Genomic DNA, 20,045 nt, shown 5'->3' with positions numbered 1-20,045 from the left:
ATGCATGATTGGAGCGAGTCGTGATCGAGAGTGACGAAATCGACGAGGCGGGACTGGAGCGTCTGATTCCGCTTTTCTACGAGCGGGTTCGCGCCGATGCCGAGATTGGCCCGATCTTCAATGACGCGGTAGCCGACTGGCCGGGGCATCTCGAACGGCTCGTCGCCTTTTGGTCGTCCGTCATGCTCACGAGCGGGCGCTACAAGGGCAGCCCGATGGCGGCGCATCTCAAGCACAGAAGCCGGATCACACCGGCGATGTTCGATCGCTGGCTGACAATCTGGACGGCGACCACCGACGAACTGATGTCGGCGCGGGCCGCAGCCGCGCTCCAGAACAAGGCGGCGCGCATTGCCGAGAGCCTCGGCCTCGCCCTGTTTTTTCGCCTCGAAGATCCGGTTGCCGCGCGCGGCGGGATCAACTGATTTTCCGAAGGAGCACCTGAGCATGACCGAAGCCACGTTTGCCCATCTCAATGTCCATCATCGCCCCCTGGATATCTCCGACCGCATCGCGCTGGGCTTCACCAAGATGCTACGCTTCTGCGCCGATACTTTCTTTGCCAAGCGCTATGGGCACCGGGCGATCGTACTCGAAACCGTTGCGGCGGTCCCCGGTATGGTCGGGGCGACGCTGACCCATCTCAAATGCCTGCGCCGGATGGAAGACGACAAGGGCTGGATCCGCACCCTGATGGAAGAGGCGGAGAATGAGCGGATGCACCTCATGACGTTCATCGAAGTCGCTAAACCCTCCGTGTTCGAGCGTATGGTCATTCTTGGGGTCCAGTGGGTCTTCTACCTCGCGTTCTTCGCGCTCTATCTGGTCAGCTCCAAGACGGCGCACCGCGTCGTCGGTTATTTCGAGGAAGAAGCCGTGATCAGCTACACGCTCTACCTCGATGATATCGACAAGGGCCGCAGCGCTAACCTGCCCGCGCCTGCGATCGCCAAACATTATTGGAAGCTTGGCGACGACGCGACATTGCGCGATGTCGTTCTGGTCGTGCGTGCCGACGAAGCCCATCATCGTGACGTCAACCACGGGTTCGCGAACGAACTCGCCGGGATCGCCGTCGCCGCCAGCACCGCACCCTATCCGGAGCACGCCGATGACATCCGGATGGTCGCCTGAGATGACAGGACCCGTCCCATATCGCTCGACCCCTCTGTTTGACGAGGACACGCTGCCCAAGGCACTGCGCAACCGCCACAATACCAAGGCCGGGGTGTGGGGTCTGATCCGGGTGATCGAGGGCGAACTCAAGCTCACCTATGTGAACCCGTCATCCGAGGTCATGCTCGATCCTTCGCGCCCGGGTCTCATCCTGCCCGAACAAGTGCATTTCGTGACTCCTGTCGGCGCGATGAAGATCCGGGTCGATTTCTACGACCAGCCGCCTGGCGACTGATTTTCAATTCCATTCCTACGATATAAAGGAGTTTAGCATGTCGCAGAATCTGAGCGACCGAACGATCGCGCTCGTCAAGGCCACGGTTCCCGCTCTCGAGGCAAGGGGCCTTGAGATCGTCCATGAAATGTATGCGCGCATGTTTCAGAATCCGGAAATCCGGGACCTGTTCAACCAGTCGCATCATGGCGACGCGGGCTCGCAGCCAAGAGCGCTGACCGGCGCGATCCTGGCCTATGCGAGCAATATCGACAATCTGGCCGCTCTGGCGCCCGCGGTCGAACGGATCACCCAGAAGCATGTCGGCCTTCAAATTCACCCCGAACATTATCCGCATGTGGGCGAGGCACTGCTCGGCGCGATCGCTGCGGTGCTGGGTGATGCGGCGACCGAAGAAATCCTCGGTGCCTGGGGTGAGGCCTATTGGTTCCTCGCGAACATATTGATCGCACGCGAGGAACGGATTTACGGAGTCCAGCGCGAGACCGTTGGCGGCTGGAACGGCTGGCGCGAATTTAGGGTCGATGCGGTGATCCGGGAAAGCAGCGTCATAAAATCCTTTGTGCTGCGCCCCGTCGATGGGGCGCCGGTCATGGCTTATAAGCCTGGGCAATATCTGACCTTCTGGTTTGAGGTGCCTGGACATCCGCCGGTCAAGCGCAACTATTCGATCTCGGCGGCGCCCAATGGAGTGACCTATCGCATCTCGGTTAAGCGAGAACCGCAGGGTCTCGCCTCGGGATGGCTTCATGACCAGGCGTTCGTCGGTACGGTGCTCAAGGTCGCAGCGCCGGCCGGCGAATTTTTTCTCGCTGACAAGCCAGAGCTGCCGGTCGTGCTGTTGTCGGGAGGTGTCGGTCTGACCCCTATGATCGCCATGCTTGAAGCGCTTGTTGAAAGCGGCGGCGATATCCCGGTGCACTATATCCATGGCACGCACGACCGCGAGACGCACGCCATGCGCGATCATGTTCGAGAGCTTGCCGCGCGCGGCGTCGCGGTTCGTGTCACCGATTTCCACCAGACGCCATTGGCGGACGAAGTCGCCGGCCAAGACTATGATTGCGCGGGCCTGATTACCGAGGAATGGCTGGTCGACAACACGCCTGTCGGCGACGCGGACTATTATATTTGCGGACCGCGAGCGTTTCTGCGCGCCGCAGTATCGTCTTTATCGCTTGCCGGTGTGCCGTCCGACCATATTCACTACGAATTTTTCGGCCCCGCGGACGAATTGCTCGCGGCATGAGTGGCCTCGATCGTCAGGCGCGCGGTCGATCGGCTTGTTGAGGGGAGGCGGTTTCAATGGAACGCGAGCTTCGCAGGATCGAATGCCGCAGTGACGGTGGCGAAGTGGTTACCGTCGTTGAACTGCAGTTTTTCGACATCCAGAAGACCGCCGCCGGAGACCGTGAATATCCAGGCGCGCGCCGCTTCGCCTTGATGGGCGGCGGCGGCGTGCGTCTGATCGACGCGCGAACCTACGAGGACATCGAGACGGGCGCATGGCTTCATCTTGTCGGCAGCGGCCCCGATCGAACATTCTAAATTCGCGTGCGATGAAGGTGAAATGGAAAGATTTCGACATGGGATTGGTCCCATTTCGTTAGCGGCCCTAGGCACGCAAATCCGGTAGATAGAAAACATTCGGGACCCTTTCTTCGACAAGCTCGGATAGATATGAACCCGGGCATGGGGGCTCGCCTGTCAGCACCGCCGAACGGGAGCCGATCTCTTCCGGCAGTGAAGTTTGGACGGCCGCTTCCCTCAGTTCACCAGGCCAAAGCTGACCGGCCGCAATCGGCCAAGCGGCGCCGCGAGAAGCGCAGTTCGTTCGATGACGGCGAAATGCCGTCGCGCTCATCGTCCGCTGTAAGGCTCATCTCTTCGGGTTCGCGCGCCGATCAGCACCCGGGGCATGTTTCCTCGTTCCTGAACTGTTAGAAAGACGAGGTAGGGAAGCAGGAAACCCGCGCCTCCGAAAAAGGCGATGAGCGCGAGGAGCAGGGCGATCGCACTGAATCCATTCCGCCAAGCCGTCCAAAGCGCAGAGAGGACGAGAAAGCAGAGAAAATCGAGGTTGAACTGCCCGGGCCATCCCAGCTTCGCCACGTCTCCGAAAAAGATCGGTAACAATCCAAGGCCGTGGCGGGAAATGACTACAGCGGTGTAGGCGGCCAGCGCCAGCCAAAGGATGATCAAAAAAGTACGAAACGACCCCATGGACGACAATCTGCCAGGAGAATGCTGCGGCTGCAATCGCGGCTTTGAGTCCGCGACTGGATCATGCCAAATTTCTACTTTCATGCGACGATGGCTTACGCGCCGCTGCGCAACGCAGGTCTTGCCATCGGCAAGATGGATTTCATGCCGCACATGGCCCGTCACCAAGTCGCGCCCGAATACGACCGTCGAGCAGGCTCCGGCCTGTGACCGCGGGCTACCCCGTTATAGCGGCGATTGCCCGTTCGAGCTCGGCAATCCTGAAAGGTTTGCGAAGAACTGGCCGGCCATCAAATTCAGCCGCCATGATCGTCGCATCTCCGCTCGTCGCTATGAAAGCCTTCCCGGCATCGCTCAACGCGGCAGCGACCGCCTCGCTCGTTTTGCCATCGGCAAGGTGAACATCCAATATTGCGAGGTCGAAATCTCGCTTCGCGACGAGATCCAGCGCCTCCGCGACGGTCGCTGCGGCCGCCACGATCTCGTGTTCAAGCACGTCGAGATACCCCTCGAGCATCATCGCCACCAGCGGATCGTCTTCAACAAGAAGCACCCTTATCATCATCCGTCCCTCATAGATCCGAAATCTGTAGCGCCAGTGTCTTCGATTACACGTCCCGTGCCCCTACCTTTCGTCGCGCTCAAAGTTCCACGCCAAGATGCTGGGCCACGGAGAATATGTCCTTGTCCCCGCGTCCGCACATGTTGACGATGATGATACTATCTTTCGGCATCGCCGGCGCGATCCTGACAACCGCGGCGACGGCGTGACTGGGCTCAAGCGCCGGGATGATACCCTCTGTGCTGCAAAGTAGCTGAAAGGCGTCCAGCGCTTCGGCGTCGGTCGCGGAGGTATAGTCCACCCGTCCGATGTCCTTGAGCCATGCATGCTCGGGGCCGATGCCGGGATAATCGAGGCCAGCGCTGATCGAATGGCCTTCGACGATCTGCCCGTCGTCATCCTGCAGCAGATAGGTCTTGTTGCCGTGAAGAATGCCGGGACGCCCGCCGGCCAGTGACGCGGCGTGCGCCTCGTCGAGGCCATGCCCGGCCGCCTCGACGCCGAGCATCTTCACCATCGGGTCGTCGAGGAACGGGTGAAAGAGACCGATCGCATTCGATCCGCCGCCGATCGCGGCGACCAGGAGATCGGGCAGGCGGCCGGTACGGGCCAGCATCTGCGCCCGCGCTTCCCTGCCGATCACGCTCTGGAAATCGCGCACAAGCTCCGGATAGGGGTGGGGACCGGCTGCGGTGCCGATGATGTAGAAGGTGTCCTCGACATGGGCGACCCAGTCGCGCAGCGCCTCGTTCATCGCGTCCTTGAGGGTCGCGGCGCCGGCCGTGACGGGCACGACTTCGGCGCCCAGCAGCTTCATGCGGAAGACATTGGGCGCCTGGCGCGCGATATCGGCGGCGCCCATATAGACGACGCAGGGCAGGCCAAAGCGCGCGCAGACGGTTGCAGTAGCCACCCCGTGCTGGCCCGCGCCCGTTTCCGCGATGATGCGCCTTTTGCCCATTCGGATCGCGAGCAGGATCTGCCCGACGCAGTTGTTGATCTTGTGGGCGCCGGTGTGGTTGAGTTCGTCGCGCTTGAACCAGATTTGCGCGCCGCCGAGCGCGGACGTCAAGCGCGGCGCGAAGTATAGCGGGCTGGGACGGCCGACATAATGTTCGAGCAGATCGTCGAACTCGGCCTGGAAGGCCGGGTCCCGTTTTGCGGCTCGATATTCGCGCTCCAGATCGAGGATGAGGGGCATGAGCGTTTCGGGGACGAAGCGGCCCCCGAATTTCCCGAAATGCCCCCCGTCGTCCGGCTGCCTGCGCAAGCTGTTCGGAAGATGGCCAGGATCGTCGGAGGGTTGCGACCCCTGAGTCATGTCGGCGCAACCCCGGCAGGAAACCGGCGCGAGGCGGCGGCGTGCAGGATCCCGGCGCGCGCCTCACGCCGGCAGATAAATCCCGCGAGACCGGTCCGGATTCTCGACCGGCGCATCAATAGCCCATCAGTGCCAGCACTTCCTTGCGGCTCCGCTGGTCGTCGAGGAAGCAGCCGAGGAGCCGGCTCGTGACCATGCCGACGCCGGGCGTGCGCACGCCGCGCCCGGTCATGCAGCCATGCTGGGCGTCGATCACCACGGCGACGCCGTGCGGACGGAGATTGTCCCAGATGCATCGGGCGACCTCGGCGGTCAGCCGCTCCTGCACCTGCAGCCGGCGTGCATAGCCGTTCAGTACGCGCGCGAGCTTGGAGATGCCGACGACGCGGTCGCGGGGAAGGTAGGCGATCGACGCCTTTCCGGTGATCGGCGCCATATGATGCTCGCAATGCGACTGGAACGGGATGTCGCGCAGCAAGACGATCTCGTCATAGCCGCCCACCTCTGCAAAGGTGCGCGACAGGTGCACCGCCGGATCCTCGTCATAACCCTCGCAATAATTCCTCCAGGCACGTGCGACGCGCTGCGGTGTGTCGAGCAGGCCTTCGCGCTGAGGGTCCTCGCCGACCCAGCGGAGCAGCGTCTCGACCGACGCGAGAACCTCGGGGGGTATCGCGCCGTCAACTGTGGGACTGAAAGGGGGCACGTGAAGCATGGTCCTGGCCTCCTGACGGCGAAGGGTTGGCGGTCCGGGAGGGGAGGAGAGGGAGGTGGACCGTCGGATCGGCGCATGCCCGAGCGCAGCATGGCGTCGCAACATGTCCCTTGGGGCAGATCGTCGGTTGGAAGCGCGTTGGGTGCACGGACCTCGGGCGAGCCCGGAATGCAGAAATGCCGTTCGCTCGCTTGACGAGGCGTGGCACGGTGCGCGGTGGTTGGGTGAATAGGGCGGTACGGAAATGCGGGGGCGGCGGTGGCCCCGCCGCCCCCGGCCTGTCAGAAGGCCATCGCCGGCATCGGCGCGGCCTTCTCCTCCTTCGGCAGTTCGGCGACGAGCGCCTCGGTGGTTATCGGCAGCGACGCGACCGACGCGGCATCCTGCAGCGCGGTGCGAACGACCTTGGCGGGATCGATCACGCCGGCCTTGACGAGGTCCTGATACTCGCATCCAGTCTGCCCCTTGGTGCAGCTTGGCGGCGCGGGAAAAGTCGGAGACATGCGGTCAACATCGCGCGGCACGGTCGCCGCAAGGCGTCCTGTCCGCGGAGATTGCAATGAATGACGAAGGGCCTCTGCTAACGGTCAGAATCGGCGACCGTTACGAAGAAGCGGATCCCGCCCGATTGCCAACGGGTCACCCCGCCGTGCCGGTCGACCGCATCGGCGTGCTTCTCGTAAACCTCGGCACGCCCGACGCGCCGACGAGCGGTGCGGTGCGGCGCTATCTCGCGGAATTTCTCTCCGACCGGCGCGTGGTCGAACTGCCCTCGCTGATCTGGCAGCCGATCCTCCGCGGGATCGTCCTTGCCGTTCGGCCGCGGAAATCCGCGCGTGTCTACCGCGAAATCTGGACGTCAGAGGGCTCGCCGCTCGCGGCGATCACCCGCCGCCAGGCAAGGGCGCTTCAGGCTTCGCTGGGAGGTGATGCGGTGGTCGCGCATGCGATGCGCTACGGCAGCGGCTCGATCTCGGACGGCATCGACGCGCTTCTTGCGGCAGGATGTCGCCGCATTCTCGTTGCGCCTCTTTATCCTCAATATTGCGCCGCGACGACCGCAAGCGTTGGTGATGCGGTCCAGGCGCATATGGCGCGCCTGCGCTGGCAGCCGGCGCTGCGCATCCTTCCTCCTTATTATGATGACGATCGCCATGTCGAGGCGCTGGCGTCGTCGCTCGGACGTGCGATCGGCGGCCTCGCCTTTGTACCCGACACGATCGTCGCGAGCTTCCACGGCATGCCCGAGCGCACTCTGCATCTTGGCGATCCCTATCACTGCATGTGCCTCAAGACCGCGCGTCGGTTGGGCGAGGTCTTGGGGAAGAGTGTCGTTCCGAGCTTTCAGTCGCGCTTCGGCAAGGCCAAGTGGCTGACACCGGCAACCGACATGACGCTCGAAACGCTCGGGCGAGAAGGCCGGTCGGTGGTCGTGATCGCGCCGGGGTTCGCTGCAGATTGCCTCGAGACCCTCGAGGAAATCGCCATCCGCGGCCGCGAGCAGTTCCTTGCCGCCGGCGGACGCCATTTCGCTTATGTGCCCTGTCTGAATGACAGCGATGTCGGGATGGATATGCTCGCCGCGCTGATAAGGAGCGAACTTTCCGGTTGGCTTTGAGGGCTTTTGATTATCGGGGCCGCGCTGCGCCAACAAGTGTCGCGCGGCCCCGATACCGTGTCAGGCGGGAAGCAGCACGCCGTCGATGACGTGGATCACGCCGTTCGACTGAAGAACGTCGGCGGGGCCGATCTTCGCCGTGCCACCCTTGGCGTCGCTCACATACCAGCTGCCATCCTTCTCCCAGACGGTGAGCTTGGCACCCTGCACCGTGGTAAGCATGGCCTTGCCGCCATTGGCTTTGGCCTGCGCGGCAATATCGGTCGCGGTCAGGCGGCCCGGCACGACATGATAGGTAAGGATGCCCGTCAGCATCGCCTTGTTCTCGGGCTTGAGCAGCGTGTCGACGGTGCCGGCGGGAAGCTTGGCAAAGGCAGCGTTGGTGGGCGCAAAGACCGTGAACGGGCCTGCCCCCGAAAGGGTCTCGGCGAGGCCGGCGGCCTTGACCGCCGTGACGAGTGTCGTGTGGTCCTTCGAATTGGCGGCATTTTCGACGATGGTGTTGGTCTCGTACATCGCGGCGCCGCCGACCATCGGGTTCTTGGCGGCTGCAATGCCGCCGGCGAGCGCAAGCGCTGCTGCGGCGAGCGAAAGAGAGATACGGGAAATAGCCATTGGTCATTCCTTTTCGAATGTTCGTCCCGGGGGGATAGGACAGGTACGGATTTAGGCGCGCCGCTCCGCCTCGGCGACCTGTCCTTTGGGGCGGGTTATCCGGCCCGCACTCGGTGGCCCATCGCCGCTAGCGATAACGGCAGTTCTCCCTCCGATCGGCTGCAGGCAAATAGGCGGCAGGCTGGCGATCGACGCAGCCGGGCAAGAAGGGGGCATCCATGCCGTTTGAGGGATCGTTCGAAGACCGGCTGGCGCTTCGCGACCTGCTCGATGCCTACGCCGACGCGGTCAACCGTGCCGACAGCGAAGCCTGGGCGGCGACCTGGGACGAAGGCGGCCGATGGTCGCTTCCCGGGTTCGGGATCTTCGAGGGCAAGGCGAAGATCGTCGACACCTGGCGCGCGGCGATGCGCGCCTTTCCCGACATCGTCTTTCGCGCTTGGCCGGGTTCGATCGAGGTCCATGGCGAGACCGCGGCCATGCGGTCCTACACCGAGGAAATCTTCCTGCGCGACGGCGCCCTTCACCGGACCCTTGGCATCTATGACGACGTCTGCCGCCAAATTGATGGTCGGTGGCTGTTTACAGAGCGGCGGTTTCGACCGTTGCCTCAGCTTTCAGCAAGCGAGGTGCAGGCATGAAGATCCTGATCCAGGCGGTCATCGATATCGATCCCGAGACGCGCGGAGAGGCGCTGGCGGGTGCGCGCGGCTGGATCGAAGGCGCGCTCGCCCAGCCGGGCTGTCTCGCTTACGCCTGGACCCTCGATCCGCATGTGGCGACGCGCATCCACGTGTTCGAGGAATGGGACGGCGAAGCTGCGCTCGCAGCGCATCTCGCCGGGCCGCAATACAGGGGAATGCTGGGGCATATAGGCGCATTTGGCGTGCGCGCGTCGTCGAGCCGCAAATTCGCGGTGTCGCGCGAAGGCCCTGTTTACAACAGCCACGGCGTGGCAAGCGCCGCCTTCGACTAGCTTGGTGGGCCTGCTCGCTAGCTGCGCAGGGCTTCCCAAGCAGCGAGGGCCCGCGCCCTCGCCGCCTCATGACCGATCAGCGGCGCGGGATAGGCGGGCACCCGCGCATCCTGACCATGGGCGGCGGTGATCTCGGCGTCCGACAGATGCGAAAGCTCCGGAACATAAGTGCGGACATAATCGCCCATCGCGAACCGCTCGCTCTGGAGCAGCGGCGACATGATGCGCGAGAAGACCGGCGCGTCGACGCCGGTGCCCGCGACATATTGCCAGTTCATTGCATTCGACCCGAGATCGGCGTCGAGCAGCGTATCCCAGAACCAGCGCTCACCGCGGCGCCAGTCGATCAGCAGATGTTTGACGAGGAAGGAGGCGGCGACCATCCGAACGCGGTTGTGCATCCAGCCCGTGTGCCAGAGCTCGCGCATGCCCGCGTCGACCACCGGGTAGCCGGTCCTTCCCCGGGTCCAGGCGGTGAAGTCCCGGTCGGCTTCGGGGCCGCTCCGCCAGCCGAAATCATCGAAGGTGGGGCGCCCGTTCCGATCGCCATAATCGGGCATCTGGTCGACGAGATTGATGCCATGTTCGCGCCAGCCAAGCTCCGACCGAAAGGTCTCGGCGCCCGCATCGTCGCGCTCGCCGAGCGCATGCCAGATCGACCGGGGGCTGATCTCGCCGAAATGAAGATGCGGCGACAGCCGCGATGTCGCGGGGAGCGAAGGAAAGTCGCGGCGGGCCTTGTAGTCGCCGGCAAGCGGCAGCCAGTCGCGCAGCGCGCGCCAGGCACCTTTCTCGCCCGGGTGCCAGTCGTCAAATCCCGAGGCCCAGTCGGGGCTGGTCGGGGTCAGACCCCAATCGGCGAGATTGTCCGACGTCGGCCAGACGTCGGGAGCCGGAATATGGTTGGGCGCGGCATAGGGAAGGGCGGGCGGCATGCGTCCCAGGTGCGCGCGATACCATGGCGTGAAGACGCGGTAGCGCGCGCCTTGCGCATTGATGATACTCTCGGGCGGCGCAAGATAATTGCCGTCATGGAGCCGCAGCGCAAGCCTGGCGTCCAGCGCGTTTTCGTAGCGCCGCCGCCAAGGCTCGTAGCAGCGGGTCGCGTGAACCCTTGTGCTCCCGGCATCCGCCGCGACGCGTTCGACTATTTCGGCGGCAGGGCCGCGGCGCAGGACGAGCCGGCTGCCGCGTTTGCGAAGGCTCGCATCGAGCGCGGCGAGGCTGTGATGGAGCCACCAGCGCTGCGCGCCGCCGATCGCGCGCGTTTCGGGGCTCTCGTCGTCCAATATGTAGAGCGGAATGACCGGACCTTCGGCGATCGCCGCGAGAAGCGCCGGATGGTCGGTGGTGCGGAGGTCCTGACGGAGCCACAAGATGGCGGGCGGCATGGCGGCGTTTACCTTTTTGGTGGGCTATGGTGCGGGCGAGCGCGGGGTTCCTCATCTGGCAGGCTCCGACCTCCGCAAAAGATGACCTTTCGGGAAGTTCAAGCCATGCAGAACCGCATTGGCGGGCGTGTATATGCGGGGATTGGGCGGTGCGACGTGGCGTCGCACCGCCCGGCGTTGAGCAATCACCGCCCCCCGCCGCGGCCAGGCGTGGGTCGCAAGGCGCTGGCCGCCGGCAGAATCGGAACGTCCGTGCGATCAGCTGGACGAGGCATCTCCTGCCGCTTCATTGGGCCCGGAGACTATCCGGTCGCGAGCGCACGGATCGCGGGCTGCCGCAGTTCTGATGCCGAAGTCGCCGAGAATGAGGCTCGCCGTCGCCTTCGCGCTTGCGACGACCCCCGGAATACCAGCGCCGGGATGCGTGCCCGCGCCGGTAAAATAGAGGTTCTCGATGCGCGCGTCGCGGTTGTGCCCACGAAAATAGGCGCTCTGCAGCAGTGTTGGCGTCAGGCTGAAGGCGCTCCCGAGATGCGCGGCGAGATCCCGCTCGAAGTTCGGCGGCGCATATTGGATTTGCGTGACGATCCGCTCGCCAAGGTCAGGAATCAAGCGCCGTTCGATCTCGGCGATGATGCGCTTCGCCAATTTCGGCCCTTCGACCTCCCAGTCGAGCGGGGCGTGGCCGCGATGGGGAACCGGAGCGAGCGCGTAGAAGCTGCTGTGACCCGCGGGGGCCACGCCCGGATCGCTTGCGCTCGGGTGATGAAGGTAAAGCGAGAAATCCTCGGCGAGCGTCCCGTTCCGGTAGATGTCGTCGAGAAGCCCGCGGTAGCGTGGACCGAACAATATCATATGGTGGGGTATCTCGGGAAAGGCGCCGCGAACCCCCAGATGGAGGACGAAGAGGCTCGGCGACCAGCTCTTGCGCGCAAGGCGCTTCGCCTCGCGCTTGCCGCGCGGATGCGCGAGCAGGTCGCGGTAGCTGTGCATGAGATCGGCGTTCGAGGCGACAAGATCGGCGCGTGCGGTAAACCCGCTCCGCGTTACGATGCCCGTCACCCGGTCGCCCTCGGTTTCGATGCGGGCAACCGGATCGCCGAGCCTCAGCGTACCGCCGAGACGCGCGAACAGCGCGGCCATGCCGGCGACTAGCCGGTTGGTGCCGCCGCGCGCATACCAGATGCCGCCATCCTGCTCGAGCTTGTGGATGAGCGCATAGATGCTGCTCGTCGCCATCGGGTTGCCTCCGACGAGCAGGGTATGGAAGGAGAGCGCCTCGCGCAGCTTCTCGCTCCGAACATAGCTCGCGACGGTTTTATAGACCGAGCGCCAGGCACGGTGCCGCAAAAGAGCGGGCGCCGCCTTCAGCATCGAGCGGAAATCGAGGAAGGGCACGGCGCCGAGCTTCACATAGCCTTCCTCGTAAACCGACGCGGAATAGCTGAGAAAGCGCTCATATCCCGCCACGTCGGCGGGATCGAGCGCGGCGATCTGACGGGCGAGCGCCTCCTTGTCATTGCCATAATCGAAGGTCGATCCGTCGGGCCAGCTCAGCCGGTAAAAGGGCGACACCGGGACGAGGTCGACATCGCGCTCGAGCCGCTGGCCGCTGAGCTCCCAGAGCTCGGCGAGGCAGGCCGGGTCGGTGATCACCGTCGGCCCGGCATCGAAGGTGAAACCATCCTTCTCAAAGACATAGGCGCGGCCGCCTGGCCGGTCGCGCGCTTCGACGAGCAGCGTATCGAGGCCCGCCGACTGGAGACGGATGGCCAGCGCAAGGCCGCCGATGCCGGCTCCGATCACGATCGCGCGCGTCATCGCGGCGCCTCTGCCGCAATCGCCGCGCCGAGTACATGGCCCGACAGCCACGCATATTCGGCAAAGCCGTGATAGAGCCAGTCTCCGCAAGCGCCGAGGCCTATGGCAGGGTTCCAGAGCAGCTTCAGATCCTGTCCCGAGGGCTGCGAGAATAGCCAGCGATGGGCGGCGATATGGCTCGGGGCGGGCAGGTCGCGGCCCGCGACCTTTCCCAGCTCGGCGAGAAGCGCTGGCGCCACGCTCGCGCTGTCGGAGGCGAGGTGCGTCTGCGACCAGGTCCAGTCGGCTTGCACGACCCACCGCTCGCCCGGCGCGCGGCCGGGCTTCGCGCTGTCGCGCGCAGCGGTCACGATGGCACCCGAGCCGCGGAGGAAATCGGGGAGCTCCTCGATCCGCTCCTCAAAGGCGAACATCGCGGTCCAGCATGGGTTATAGCGCGCCGCCATTGCGGCGCGCGCCATCTCGAAATCATGCAGCGACAGAAGCGGAGCCGCCTGTTCGGCCGGAATGGCGATTACTGCCGCATCATATTTGCCGAGCCGTTTTGCCTCGCTGTGTAGCGTCCAGCCGGCACGCGATTTGGTCAGGGCCGTGACCGGTCGCGACAGGCGGACATCGAGATCGCTCGCGAGCGATTTCAGCGGCGCGGTCATTGTCGGCGTGCCGACCCAGCTGTCCGCGCCCGCGGCCGGCCAACGCGCCGCGAGGCCTGCCTTCTCCCAAGCAGCGAGCAGCCTGGTAAAGCCTTCCGAGCGCGCCGTGAAATGCGTGGCGCCATGATCGAATGCGACCCCCGGAGTGCCCGTATCCGCGCGGCGGGTCGCGAGGCGGCCGCCGAGGCCGCGGGATTTGTCAAAGAGTGTCGCCTCAATCCCGGCGTCGTGCAGCCGCCGTGCACAGGCGAGCCCCGCAATGCCGGCTCCGATGATCGCGACCCGCATCAGACCATGGCCTCGCGGTCACCAAGGGGGCTCGCACAATGTCCTACGCCCGCCCGTAGGCATGACTGTGCCGTCAATCTGCTGGGCGTCATACGTAATTTTTCCGGTTCGTCGCAATTGTCATCGACGCAGGCTTGCATGAGCGAGGGGAAGTGTCGCAACATGTCCCTTGGGGCAACTAGGGGAGAGCAGGCAGATACTATGTCATTGAAGACAATGATCGCGGCCAGCCCGATCGCCGCGGTGATCAGCGACCCGCGTCTGCCTGACAATCCGATCGTCGAGTGCAACGCTGCCTTCTCGGCGCTCACCGGCTATGGGTCGGACGAAATTCTTGGACGCAATTGCCGCTTTCTCGCCGGGCAGGGCACCGAGCCCGAACTGACCGAGACCTTGCGCGCCGCCATCCGGGAGCAGAGGCCGGCGCTCGTCGAGATCCTCAACTACCGGAAAGACGGAACGCCCTTCCGCAATGCCGTGCTGGTCGCGCCAATCTTTGGCCCCGGCGGCACTCTCGAATATTTTCTCGGGTCGCAAATCGAGGTCGACGAGGCCGGCGAAGCCGTTGGGGGACGGAGTGCGCGGGCGCGTGCCCAGATAGAGGCACTTTCGCCGCGGCAGCGCGAGGTGCTGAAGCTGATGGCGAGCGGACAGCTCAACAAGCAGATCGCCTTCACGCTTTCCCTGTCGGAGCGGACGATCAAGATGCACCGCGCCGCGCTGCTGCGCGCGCTTGGCGTCGAAACGACGGCCGATGCGATCCGGCTCGCGGTCGAGGCCAGCTTCTAGGCACCGCTCCGACTTCCCTTTGAGGCATATTGGGTATCGAGCCGCCGCCGATTAGAGCCTCTGGAAGCCGGACCGGCTTTGTGGCCGTGAGGAGAGGCATTTGAACGGCAAGCGCGCCTTGGTGATCGGAAGCGGCGGCGGCATCGGCGCCGCGCTTGTCGATCAACTGGCATCGTCTGGTCAATTCGACCGCATCTATGCCGGGAGCAGGCGGCCCCATGCGGCGCGCCAATCCAATGTGACTCAGCTGGCAATCGACATATTGGACGAGGACACGCTGGCCGAGGCAGGTCGACAGATTGCCCAAGAGGGCGCTCTCGACCTGTTGATCGTGGCGACGGGGATCCTGCACCGCGGGACGGACATCCGCCCCGAAAAGAGTCTTCGGCAGCTCAATGTCTCGGCGATGGCAGAGGTCTTTGCGATCAACAGCATCGGGCCCGCACTCGTTGCAAAGCATTTTCTTCCCCTGCTTGCCCGGAGGCGACGGGCGGTCGCCATATTTCTTTCTGCTCGCGTTGGTTCGATTGCGGATAACAGACTTGGCGGATGGCACAGCTACCGCGCTTCCAAGGCGGCGCTCAATGCTCTGGTGCGATGCTTCGCGATAGAGCTCGGCCGCAGCAATCCGGAAGCGATAGTCGCGGCACTGCACCCCGGAACAGTCGACACGCCGCTCTCGGAGCCGTTTCAGGCGCGAGTAGCTGAATCATCGCTCTTTAGTGCGAATAATAGCGCGATGCACATTCTAGGCGTCATCGATCAGCTATCGTCAACGGATAGCGGCGGGTTCTACGGCTGGGATAGAAGGCCTATCCCGTATTGACGAGCCAGCAGGCGCTTCAAGAGGCTCCGCCTCTTTGCCTGTCCGCTTTAGCGAATATTGTGCCAGAAGCAGACCGACGGCAAGCGGCCAAGCGGCGCCGCAAGAAACGCAGTTCGTTCGATGACGGCGAAATGCCGTCGCGCTATATCTGGAAAATCGGAGGCGGCGAGCAGCGAAGCTTATAGCGCACCGTTACACAGCGGCATCAAAACAGCGTTGCGACTGGGCGAGCAACACTTGTGCATGCCAATTCAAACCATGATTTCGCGTATCCGGTGCGCGAGCGCGTCCATCGCAAAAGGCTTGGTAATGAGCGCCATGTTAGGCGCGAGCCTCCCGCTTCCGATGACAGCATTCTCCGCATAGCCCGTGATGAAAAGAATTTTCAGGCTAGGGCAAAGGCTGAGAGCGGCATCGGCTATCTGCCGTCCATTCATGCCGCCGGGAAGACCGACGTCGGTGATCAGGAGATCGATGGCCTCCTTCTCCCGCAGAATCCGCATCGCGCTCGGCCCGTCGAACGCCTCGAGAACCTGATAGCCCAATTCCTCGGCCACTTCGGCGACGAGCATGCGGATCGTCGGCTCGTCGTCGACGACCAGCACATTGCCGCGTGCCGGCCCGGCGCCATCGATCGACGTTGGCGCGGGCGGGTCGGGATCGACCGTGTCGGGCTCCTCAGCGCTCATGTAGCGCGGAAGATAGATGCACATGGTCGTTCCCATCCCGACCTCGCTGTAGATACGAACCTGTCCCCCCGATTGACGCGCAAACCCGTAAATCATCGACAGGCCGAGGCCTGTTCCTTCGCCAAGCGGCTTGGTCGTAAAGAAGGGATCGAAAGCGCGCGCGGCGACCTCGTCGGTCATGCCCGTCCCGGTGTCGGTCACGCAGAGGGACACATATTGGCCGGGTTCGAGATCGCGCTCCCTTGCGCCGCGTCCGTCGAGCCATTTGTTGGCTGTCTCGATCGTGATCCGTCCGCCCTCGGGCATCGCGTCGCGCGCGTTGATGCACAGGTTGAGAATAGCGTTCTCGAGCTGATTGGTGTCCACCAGCGTCGACCACAATCCCGCCTTGCCCACCGTCTCCACCGTGATCGAGGGGCCAACCGTTCGGCGCACCAATTCCTCGATATCGAAGATCAACCGGTTCACGTCGCACGGCTTGGGATCGAGCGTCTGACGGCGCGAGAAGGCGAGAAGGCGGTGCGTGAGCGCAGCGGCGCGCCGGACCGCGCCCTGCGCGGCGACCGAATATTTGTCGATCTCGGCGACGCGCCCCTGAGCGATGCGGATCTGCATCATTTCGAGCGACCCCGAAATGCCGGTCAGCAGATTATTGAAGTCATGCGCGATGCCGCCTGTGAGTTGGCCGACAGCTTCCATCTTCTGCGATTGCCTGAGCGCCTCTTCGGCACGATCGCGCTCGGCGGCAGTCTCTCTGACCTCTTCAACCAGCCGCATGCGCTCCTGTTGAAGCTGGCGCTCCACCGCTTTGCGCGCCGATACATCGAGCATTGCGCCCACCATCCGGATCGGCGCGCCATCCTCACCGCGAATGACATAGCCCCTGTCGAGAATGTCGGCGTAGCTGCCGTCCGCACGGCGAAAGCGATACTCGTCAGTCCAATCGCTCGCGCCTCCGTCGATCACATGATGGATACTCGCATCGATCCGCGCGCGGTCTTCAGCGTGGATCTGCGCAAGCCACCATTCGCCGGTCGGCACAACGTCGTCGGGCCTGTGACCGTAAGCGCTTTCGAGAGCGGCATTCCACGTCACATGATTGGTGCGAAAATCCCAGTCCCAGATCGCATCGTTCGTGGCGCGTCCCGCGAGACGAAGGCGCTCCTCGACCTCGCGCAGCTTGGCGCTGGCCTCGCGGTCGCGCGTAACATCTTGCACGGTGCCGATGAGCCGAACAGGCTCTCGGCCGTCGAAAAATGCGAGGCCTTGCGCACGAATGTGACGAAGAACCCCGTCTTCGATGCCGACCGTGCGATACTCGACATCGAACCGGTGACTTCCATCGGGATCGAGAGCCGCAGCGACGGCGCGGTTTGCGCGCTCGCGATCATCGGGGTGAAGGCCGGCGAGAAATGCGCTTTCGTAGCTGACCGGAACTCCCGGTGACATCCCGAAGAGTGCACGGCACCGGTCATCCCAGGATAGACTCATCCCGCGCGGGCGATAATCATAACGACCAAGCTCGGCGGCGCGTGTCGCGAGCTTGAGTTCTTCGCGACTGGCCTTGAGCGCCGCGTCGCTGCGCGCACGATCGACCGCCTCGCGAATGCGAAGCGCGACATCCTCGACGAGCGCGATTTCGCCCGTCGTCCATGCGTGCGGCGCGTCCTTTTCGACGTAAAGCACCGATTCCAGCACGCCTTCACGTGTCATGGGACAGAGAATCTGTGCCGCAATGTCGTGCCGCGAATGGTCATCGGATTTGTGTCCTGTCGTGACTACGGTGTCACCTTGGGCGAGCTCGCCGTTCGTCGCCCCCTGCAATCGTGAAACCTCGCCGCTGCGCGACGCGCCGTCTTTCGTCCATTCAGACGCGATTCTCATGCCGGCCTCGCCGGCGTTCGAAGCGAATCCGCACCGTGCCGCGCCGAATTGGGTGCCGAGCCGCGTGGCGGCTGCCGCGAGGATCGCCACGGGGTCCGCGAGATCGCGCAGTTCCGTAAGCAGGGCGAGTTGAAAAGCCTGACGCTCAAGCAATTCCTCGCGACTTAGCTGATCGGATCGTGGCATGCGTCTCCCGTTCGCATGGGACGATCCGCCACCGTGGCCGACCCTTGACAATTTCCCCGCGGATGAACGTTATAGGGACGATTTCGTTCCGGTAAGAGCCACGCCACTTTGCAACAAAATCCGCACGGGGGCGTATGGGGTATCACGATGAGCCGCCCGCTAAGCGGGCGAAATGGAGGCTGTTGACCGCGTGACAGATCATGAGGAGCTCGACGCCGGAGCGAGCGGGACCGAACCTTCGGCTGGGGCCACTCTTGGCGATCATCGACGCGAAACCACGCTGACCCATTCTGGCCTCGACGAGCGAAGCAATATCTTCTTCGCCGCAATCGAGATGACCAGGATGCCGATGATCCTGACCGATCCGAACATTGCCGATAATCCGATCGTCTTCGCGAACAAGGCCTTCCTCGATCTGACCGGCTATGAAGAGACCGAGGTTCTCGGGCGGAACTGCCGTTTCCTGCAAGGGCCGCAAACCGATCGCGAGCTTGTCGCGGACCTCCGGTCTGCAGTCGCGAACCGCCAGTCGATCGCCCTCGAGATATTGAACTACAAGCGCGATGGGACGCCGTTCTGGAATGCGGTCTTTATCGGACCGGTTTATGACACTGGCGGCAAGCTTCTGCATTTCTTCGCAAGCCAGCTCGATGTGACGCGGCGGCGAGAGAGCGAACAGGCGTCGCAGCAGGCCCAAAAGATGGAGGCAATCGGTCAGCTCACCGCCGGGCTCGCGCATGATTTCAACAATCTGCTTCAGGTCGTGAACGGCAACCTCGAATTGCTCGGGAGCCGTATCGAGGATGCAAAGCAGCGAGGCTATCTGGCACGCGCGCGGGCCGCAGCGGAGCGTGGCGCCAAGCTCACGGGCCAGCTCCTCGCGTTTGCGCGCAAGACGAGGCTGACGCCCAGGGCTGTCGATGTGAACGATTGCATCAATGGCTTCGCCGACATGCTTGAGGCTTCGCTCGGCGGCCGCATCGAACTGCACCTGTCGCTCCGGCGCGGCCTTCCAAAGGCGGTCGTCGATCCCGAGCAGCTCGAAATGGCGATCCTCAATATTGCGCTAAACGCGCGCGACGCGATGCCGGGAGGCGGCGTCCTGACGATTGCAACGGCGAAGGTCCATCTAAACGGCGATGCACCGGCCCGGGGACTTTCTCCGGGTGACTATATCTCGGTCGAGCTAGTCGACGAGGGCGAAGGCATGGCGCAGCATGTGATCGCGCGGGCGGTGGAGCCGTTTTTCACGACCAAGGCTACCGGAAAGGGGACAGGGCTGGGCCTTGCGATGGCGAGCGGCTTCGTCCTGCAATCGCGGGGGCGGCTCGAAATCGAGAGCGAGGTCGGCAAGGGCACCACCGTACGCATTCTTTTCCCCGTCTCGACATCTGACGATGCCGAATTGCCGGTTGCGGGTCCGAAACAGTCTGTCGAACGCGGCGAGGCCCATATTCTCCTGGTCGAAGACGATGCCGAAGTCCGCGCGCTGGCGCGCGAAAATCTCGAGGATGCTGGTTATCGCGTAACGGTCGCCGAGAATGGTGACGCGGGTCTCGTGGCGCTTGAGCATCTGCTTGCCACAGACATGGTGGATCTTGTGTTCACCGACCTGGTGATGCCCGGAAACCTGGATGGCATTGCGCTCGCGGAAGCAGTCCGGCGGCTCGCGCCTCAAGTGCCGGTGTTGATGACCACGGGCTATAACGAGGACTTAGTCGTCGAAGGACCACTTCGCAGCGAGCGTGACGTGCTGGGCAAACCCTATCGCCGGGCCGACCTGCTCGATCGCATCGCACAGGCGCTGGCGCACAGGGATGAAAATTCTGCTCGGCGACGCCCGTCTGACTTCGGTGCTGCCGAGGAATGATCGTTTCAATCGCCCGGTGGGTAAACGGCCTGTTGCACTTCAGAAACCAAGCCCCCGGTCTCGGTCAGTGCCTCAACGGCTGACGTTGCGACCTCGCACCCAAGCGCACTTGCAGTGTCGCACCTGTAAATTGTCCAGACCGCCGGACCGTCGCTGACCATTCTCGCCAACGAAGCCGGAGCTGCAATCTGCCGCAACGGACCTAAT

General features: G+C 63.7%; 21 protein-coding genes and 1 pseudogene. 12 read left to right on the top strand and 10 right to left on the bottom strand.

Going from position 1 to position 20,045, the window contains the following annotated elements; genetic code table 11:
• The first annotated feature begins 23 nt into the window (after positions 1 to 23).
• The 5 genes from EEB18_RS02200 to EEB18_RS02180 are packed head-to-tail and all read left to right on the top strand — an operon-like array spanning position 24 to position 2,959.
• Positions 24 to 425 carry a group III truncated hemoglobin gene (locus EEB18_RS02200; protein WP_187140856.1) on the top strand — a complete coding sequence of 134 codons (402 nt, stop codon included), beginning with the start codon at positions 24 to 26 and terminating at the stop codon, positions 423 to 425.
• 22 nt (positions 426 to 447) lie between these two features.
• Positions 448 to 1,134, top strand: a complete 687-nt coding sequence (locus tag EEB18_RS02195) for an alternative oxidase (protein ID WP_187140829.1) — start codon at positions 448 to 450, stop codon at positions 1,132 to 1,134.
• 1 nt (position 1,135) lies between these two features.
• On the top strand, positions 1,136 to 1,411 hold the full coding sequence (locus EEB18_RS02190; RefSeq protein ID WP_187140830.1) for a DUF1971 domain-containing protein: 276 nt from the start codon (positions 1,136 to 1,138) through the stop codon (positions 1,409 to 1,411).
• A 37-nt stretch (positions 1,412 to 1,448) separates the two neighbouring features.
• Complete coding sequence (gene hmpA, locus EEB18_RS02185; protein WP_187140831.1) at positions 1,449 to 2,660, top strand: NO-inducible flavohemoprotein; 1,212 nt, start codon at positions 1,449 to 1,451, stop codon at positions 2,658 to 2,660.
• Between the two features lie 56 nt (positions 2,661 to 2,716).
• Complete coding sequence (locus EEB18_RS02180; RefSeq protein ID WP_187140832.1) at positions 2,717 to 2,959, top strand: hypothetical protein; 243 nt, start codon at positions 2,717 to 2,719, stop codon at positions 2,957 to 2,959.
• 312 nt (positions 2,960 to 3,271) lie between these two features.
• Here EEB18_RS02180 and EEB18_RS02175 read toward each other — a convergent pair whose 3' ends face one another.
• On the bottom strand, positions 3,272 to 3,718 hold the full coding sequence (locus tag EEB18_RS02175) for a hypothetical protein (protein ID WP_238586604.1): 447 nt from the start codon (positions 3,716 to 3,718) through the stop codon (positions 3,272 to 3,274).
• Between the two features lie 6 nt (positions 3,719 to 3,724).
• Here EEB18_RS02175 and EEB18_RS02170 point away from each other — a divergent pair, with 6 nt between their 5' ends.
• A complete protein-coding gene (locus EEB18_RS02170) occupies positions 3,725 to 3,844 on the top strand; it encodes a DUF1993 domain-containing protein (protein WP_238586605.1) in 120 nt (39 codons plus the stop codon).
• Positions 3,845 to 3,851: 7 nt separating this feature from the next.
• Here EEB18_RS02170 and EEB18_RS02165 read toward each other — a convergent pair whose 3' ends face one another.
• The 4 genes and pseudogenes from EEB18_RS02165 to groEL all read right to left on the bottom strand — a co-directional run.
• Positions 3,852 to 4,199 (bottom strand): response regulator, encoded by a 348-nt coding sequence (locus tag EEB18_RS02165; protein WP_083435721.1) that lies wholly within the window; start codon positions 4,197 to 4,199, stop codon positions 3,852 to 3,854.
• A 76-nt stretch (positions 4,200 to 4,275) separates the two neighbouring features.
• Positions 4,276 to 5,517, bottom strand: a complete 1,242-nt coding sequence (gene trpB / locus EEB18_RS02160) for a tryptophan synthase subunit beta (protein ID WP_062183733.1) — start codon at positions 5,515 to 5,517, stop codon at positions 4,276 to 4,278.
• A gap of 115 nt (positions 5,518 to 5,632) precedes the next feature.
• On the bottom strand, positions 5,633 to 6,232 hold the full coding sequence (gene folE, locus EEB18_RS02155; RefSeq protein WP_187140833.1) for a GTP cyclohydrolase I FolE: 600 nt from the start codon (positions 6,230 to 6,232) through the stop codon (positions 5,633 to 5,635).
• A gap of 281 nt (positions 6,233 to 6,513) precedes the next feature.
• Positions 6,514 to 6,678, bottom strand: a pseudogene (groEL, locus tag EEB18_RS02150) (chaperonin GroEL); the annotation flags it as partial.
• Between the two features lie 182 nt (positions 6,679 to 6,860).
• Here groEL and hemH point away from each other — a divergent pair.
• Positions 6,861 to 7,850: a ferrochelatase gene (gene hemH / locus EEB18_RS02145; RefSeq protein ID WP_262408070.1), complete on the top strand. Its 990-nt coding sequence runs from the start codon at positions 6,861 to 6,863 to the stop codon at positions 7,848 to 7,850.
• A gap of 60 nt (positions 7,851 to 7,910) precedes the next feature.
• Here hemH and EEB18_RS02140 read toward each other — a convergent pair whose 3' ends face one another.
• Positions 7,911 to 8,465, bottom strand: a complete 555-nt coding sequence (locus EEB18_RS02140; protein WP_171013724.1) for a fasciclin domain-containing protein — start codon at positions 8,463 to 8,465, stop codon at positions 7,911 to 7,913.
• A gap of 218 nt (positions 8,466 to 8,683) precedes the next feature.
• On the opposite strand from EEB18_RS02140, the gene EEB18_RS02135 reads away from it, so the two are divergent.
• A complete protein-coding gene (locus tag EEB18_RS02135; protein ID WP_187140834.1) occupies positions 8,684 to 9,106 on the top strand; it encodes a nuclear transport factor 2 family protein in 423 nt (140 codons plus the stop codon).
• Positions 9,103 to 9,441 (top strand): putative quinol monooxygenase, encoded by a 339-nt coding sequence (locus tag EEB18_RS02130; protein ID WP_056350178.1) that lies wholly within the window; start codon positions 9,103 to 9,105, stop codon positions 9,439 to 9,441. Before EEB18_RS02135 ends, EEB18_RS02130 begins: the two co-directional genes overlap by 4 nt.
• 17 nt (positions 9,442 to 9,458) lie before the next feature.
• Here the strand turns inward: EEB18_RS02130 and EEB18_RS02125 are convergent, their stop codons facing one another.
• The 3 genes from EEB18_RS02125 to EEB18_RS02115 form a co-directional block, all read right to left on the bottom strand.
• Positions 9,459 to 10,832 (bottom strand): cryptochrome/photolyase family protein, encoded by a 1,374-nt coding sequence (locus EEB18_RS02125; protein ID WP_187140835.1) that lies wholly within the window; start codon positions 10,830 to 10,832, stop codon positions 9,459 to 9,461.
• 258 nt (positions 10,833 to 11,090) lie between these two features.
• On the bottom strand, positions 11,091 to 12,653 hold the full coding sequence (locus EEB18_RS02120; RefSeq protein WP_082545158.1) for a phytoene desaturase: 1,563 nt from the start codon (positions 12,651 to 12,653) through the stop codon (positions 11,091 to 11,093).
• Positions 12,650 to 13,594, bottom strand: coding sequence for an NAD(P)/FAD-dependent oxidoreductase (locus EEB18_RS02115; protein ID WP_056350182.1), 945 nt, complete (start codon positions 13,592 to 13,594; stop codon positions 12,650 to 12,652). Before EEB18_RS02115 ends, EEB18_RS02120 begins: the two co-directional genes overlap by 4 nt.
• Before the next feature lie 201 nt (positions 13,595 to 13,795).
• On the opposite strand from EEB18_RS02115, the gene EEB18_RS02110 reads away from it, so the two are divergent.
• Both EEB18_RS02110 and EEB18_RS02105 read left to right on the top strand, forming a co-directional pair.
• Positions 13,796 to 14,383 (top strand): PAS domain-containing protein, encoded by a 588-nt coding sequence (locus EEB18_RS02110; RefSeq protein WP_056350184.1) that lies wholly within the window; start codon positions 13,796 to 13,798, stop codon positions 14,381 to 14,383.
• Positions 14,384 to 14,483: 100 nt separating this feature from the next.
• A complete protein-coding gene (locus EEB18_RS02105) occupies positions 14,484 to 15,209 on the top strand; it encodes an SDR family NAD(P)-dependent oxidoreductase (protein WP_056350186.1) in 726 nt (241 codons plus the stop codon).
• A gap of 251 nt (positions 15,210 to 15,460) precedes the next feature.
• Here EEB18_RS02105 and EEB18_RS02100 read toward each other — a convergent pair whose 3' ends face one another.
• Positions 15,461 to 17,968 (bottom strand): PAS domain-containing sensor histidine kinase, encoded by a 2,508-nt coding sequence (locus tag EEB18_RS02100; RefSeq protein ID WP_187140836.1) that lies wholly within the window; start codon positions 17,966 to 17,968, stop codon positions 15,461 to 15,463.
• Positions 17,969 to 18,140: 172 nt separating this feature from the next.
• Here EEB18_RS02100 and EEB18_RS02095 point away from each other — a divergent pair, with 172 nt between their 5' ends.
• Positions 18,141 to 19,838: a histidine kinase famiy protein gene (locus EEB18_RS02095; protein ID WP_187140837.1), complete on the top strand. Its 1,698-nt coding sequence runs from the start codon at positions 18,141 to 18,143 to the stop codon at positions 19,836 to 19,838.
• The last annotated feature ends 207 nt before the right edge of the window (positions 19,839 to 20,045 follow it).

The sequence above is a fragment of the Sphingopyxis sp. OPL5 genome, assembly GCF_003797775.2.
Lineage (GTDB): Bacteria > Pseudomonadota > Alphaproteobacteria > Sphingomonadales > Sphingomonadaceae > Sphingopyxis.
The sequence above is the reverse complement of the archived record's forward strand: the minus strand, read 5'-3'. Positions and strand labels throughout refer to the sequence as shown.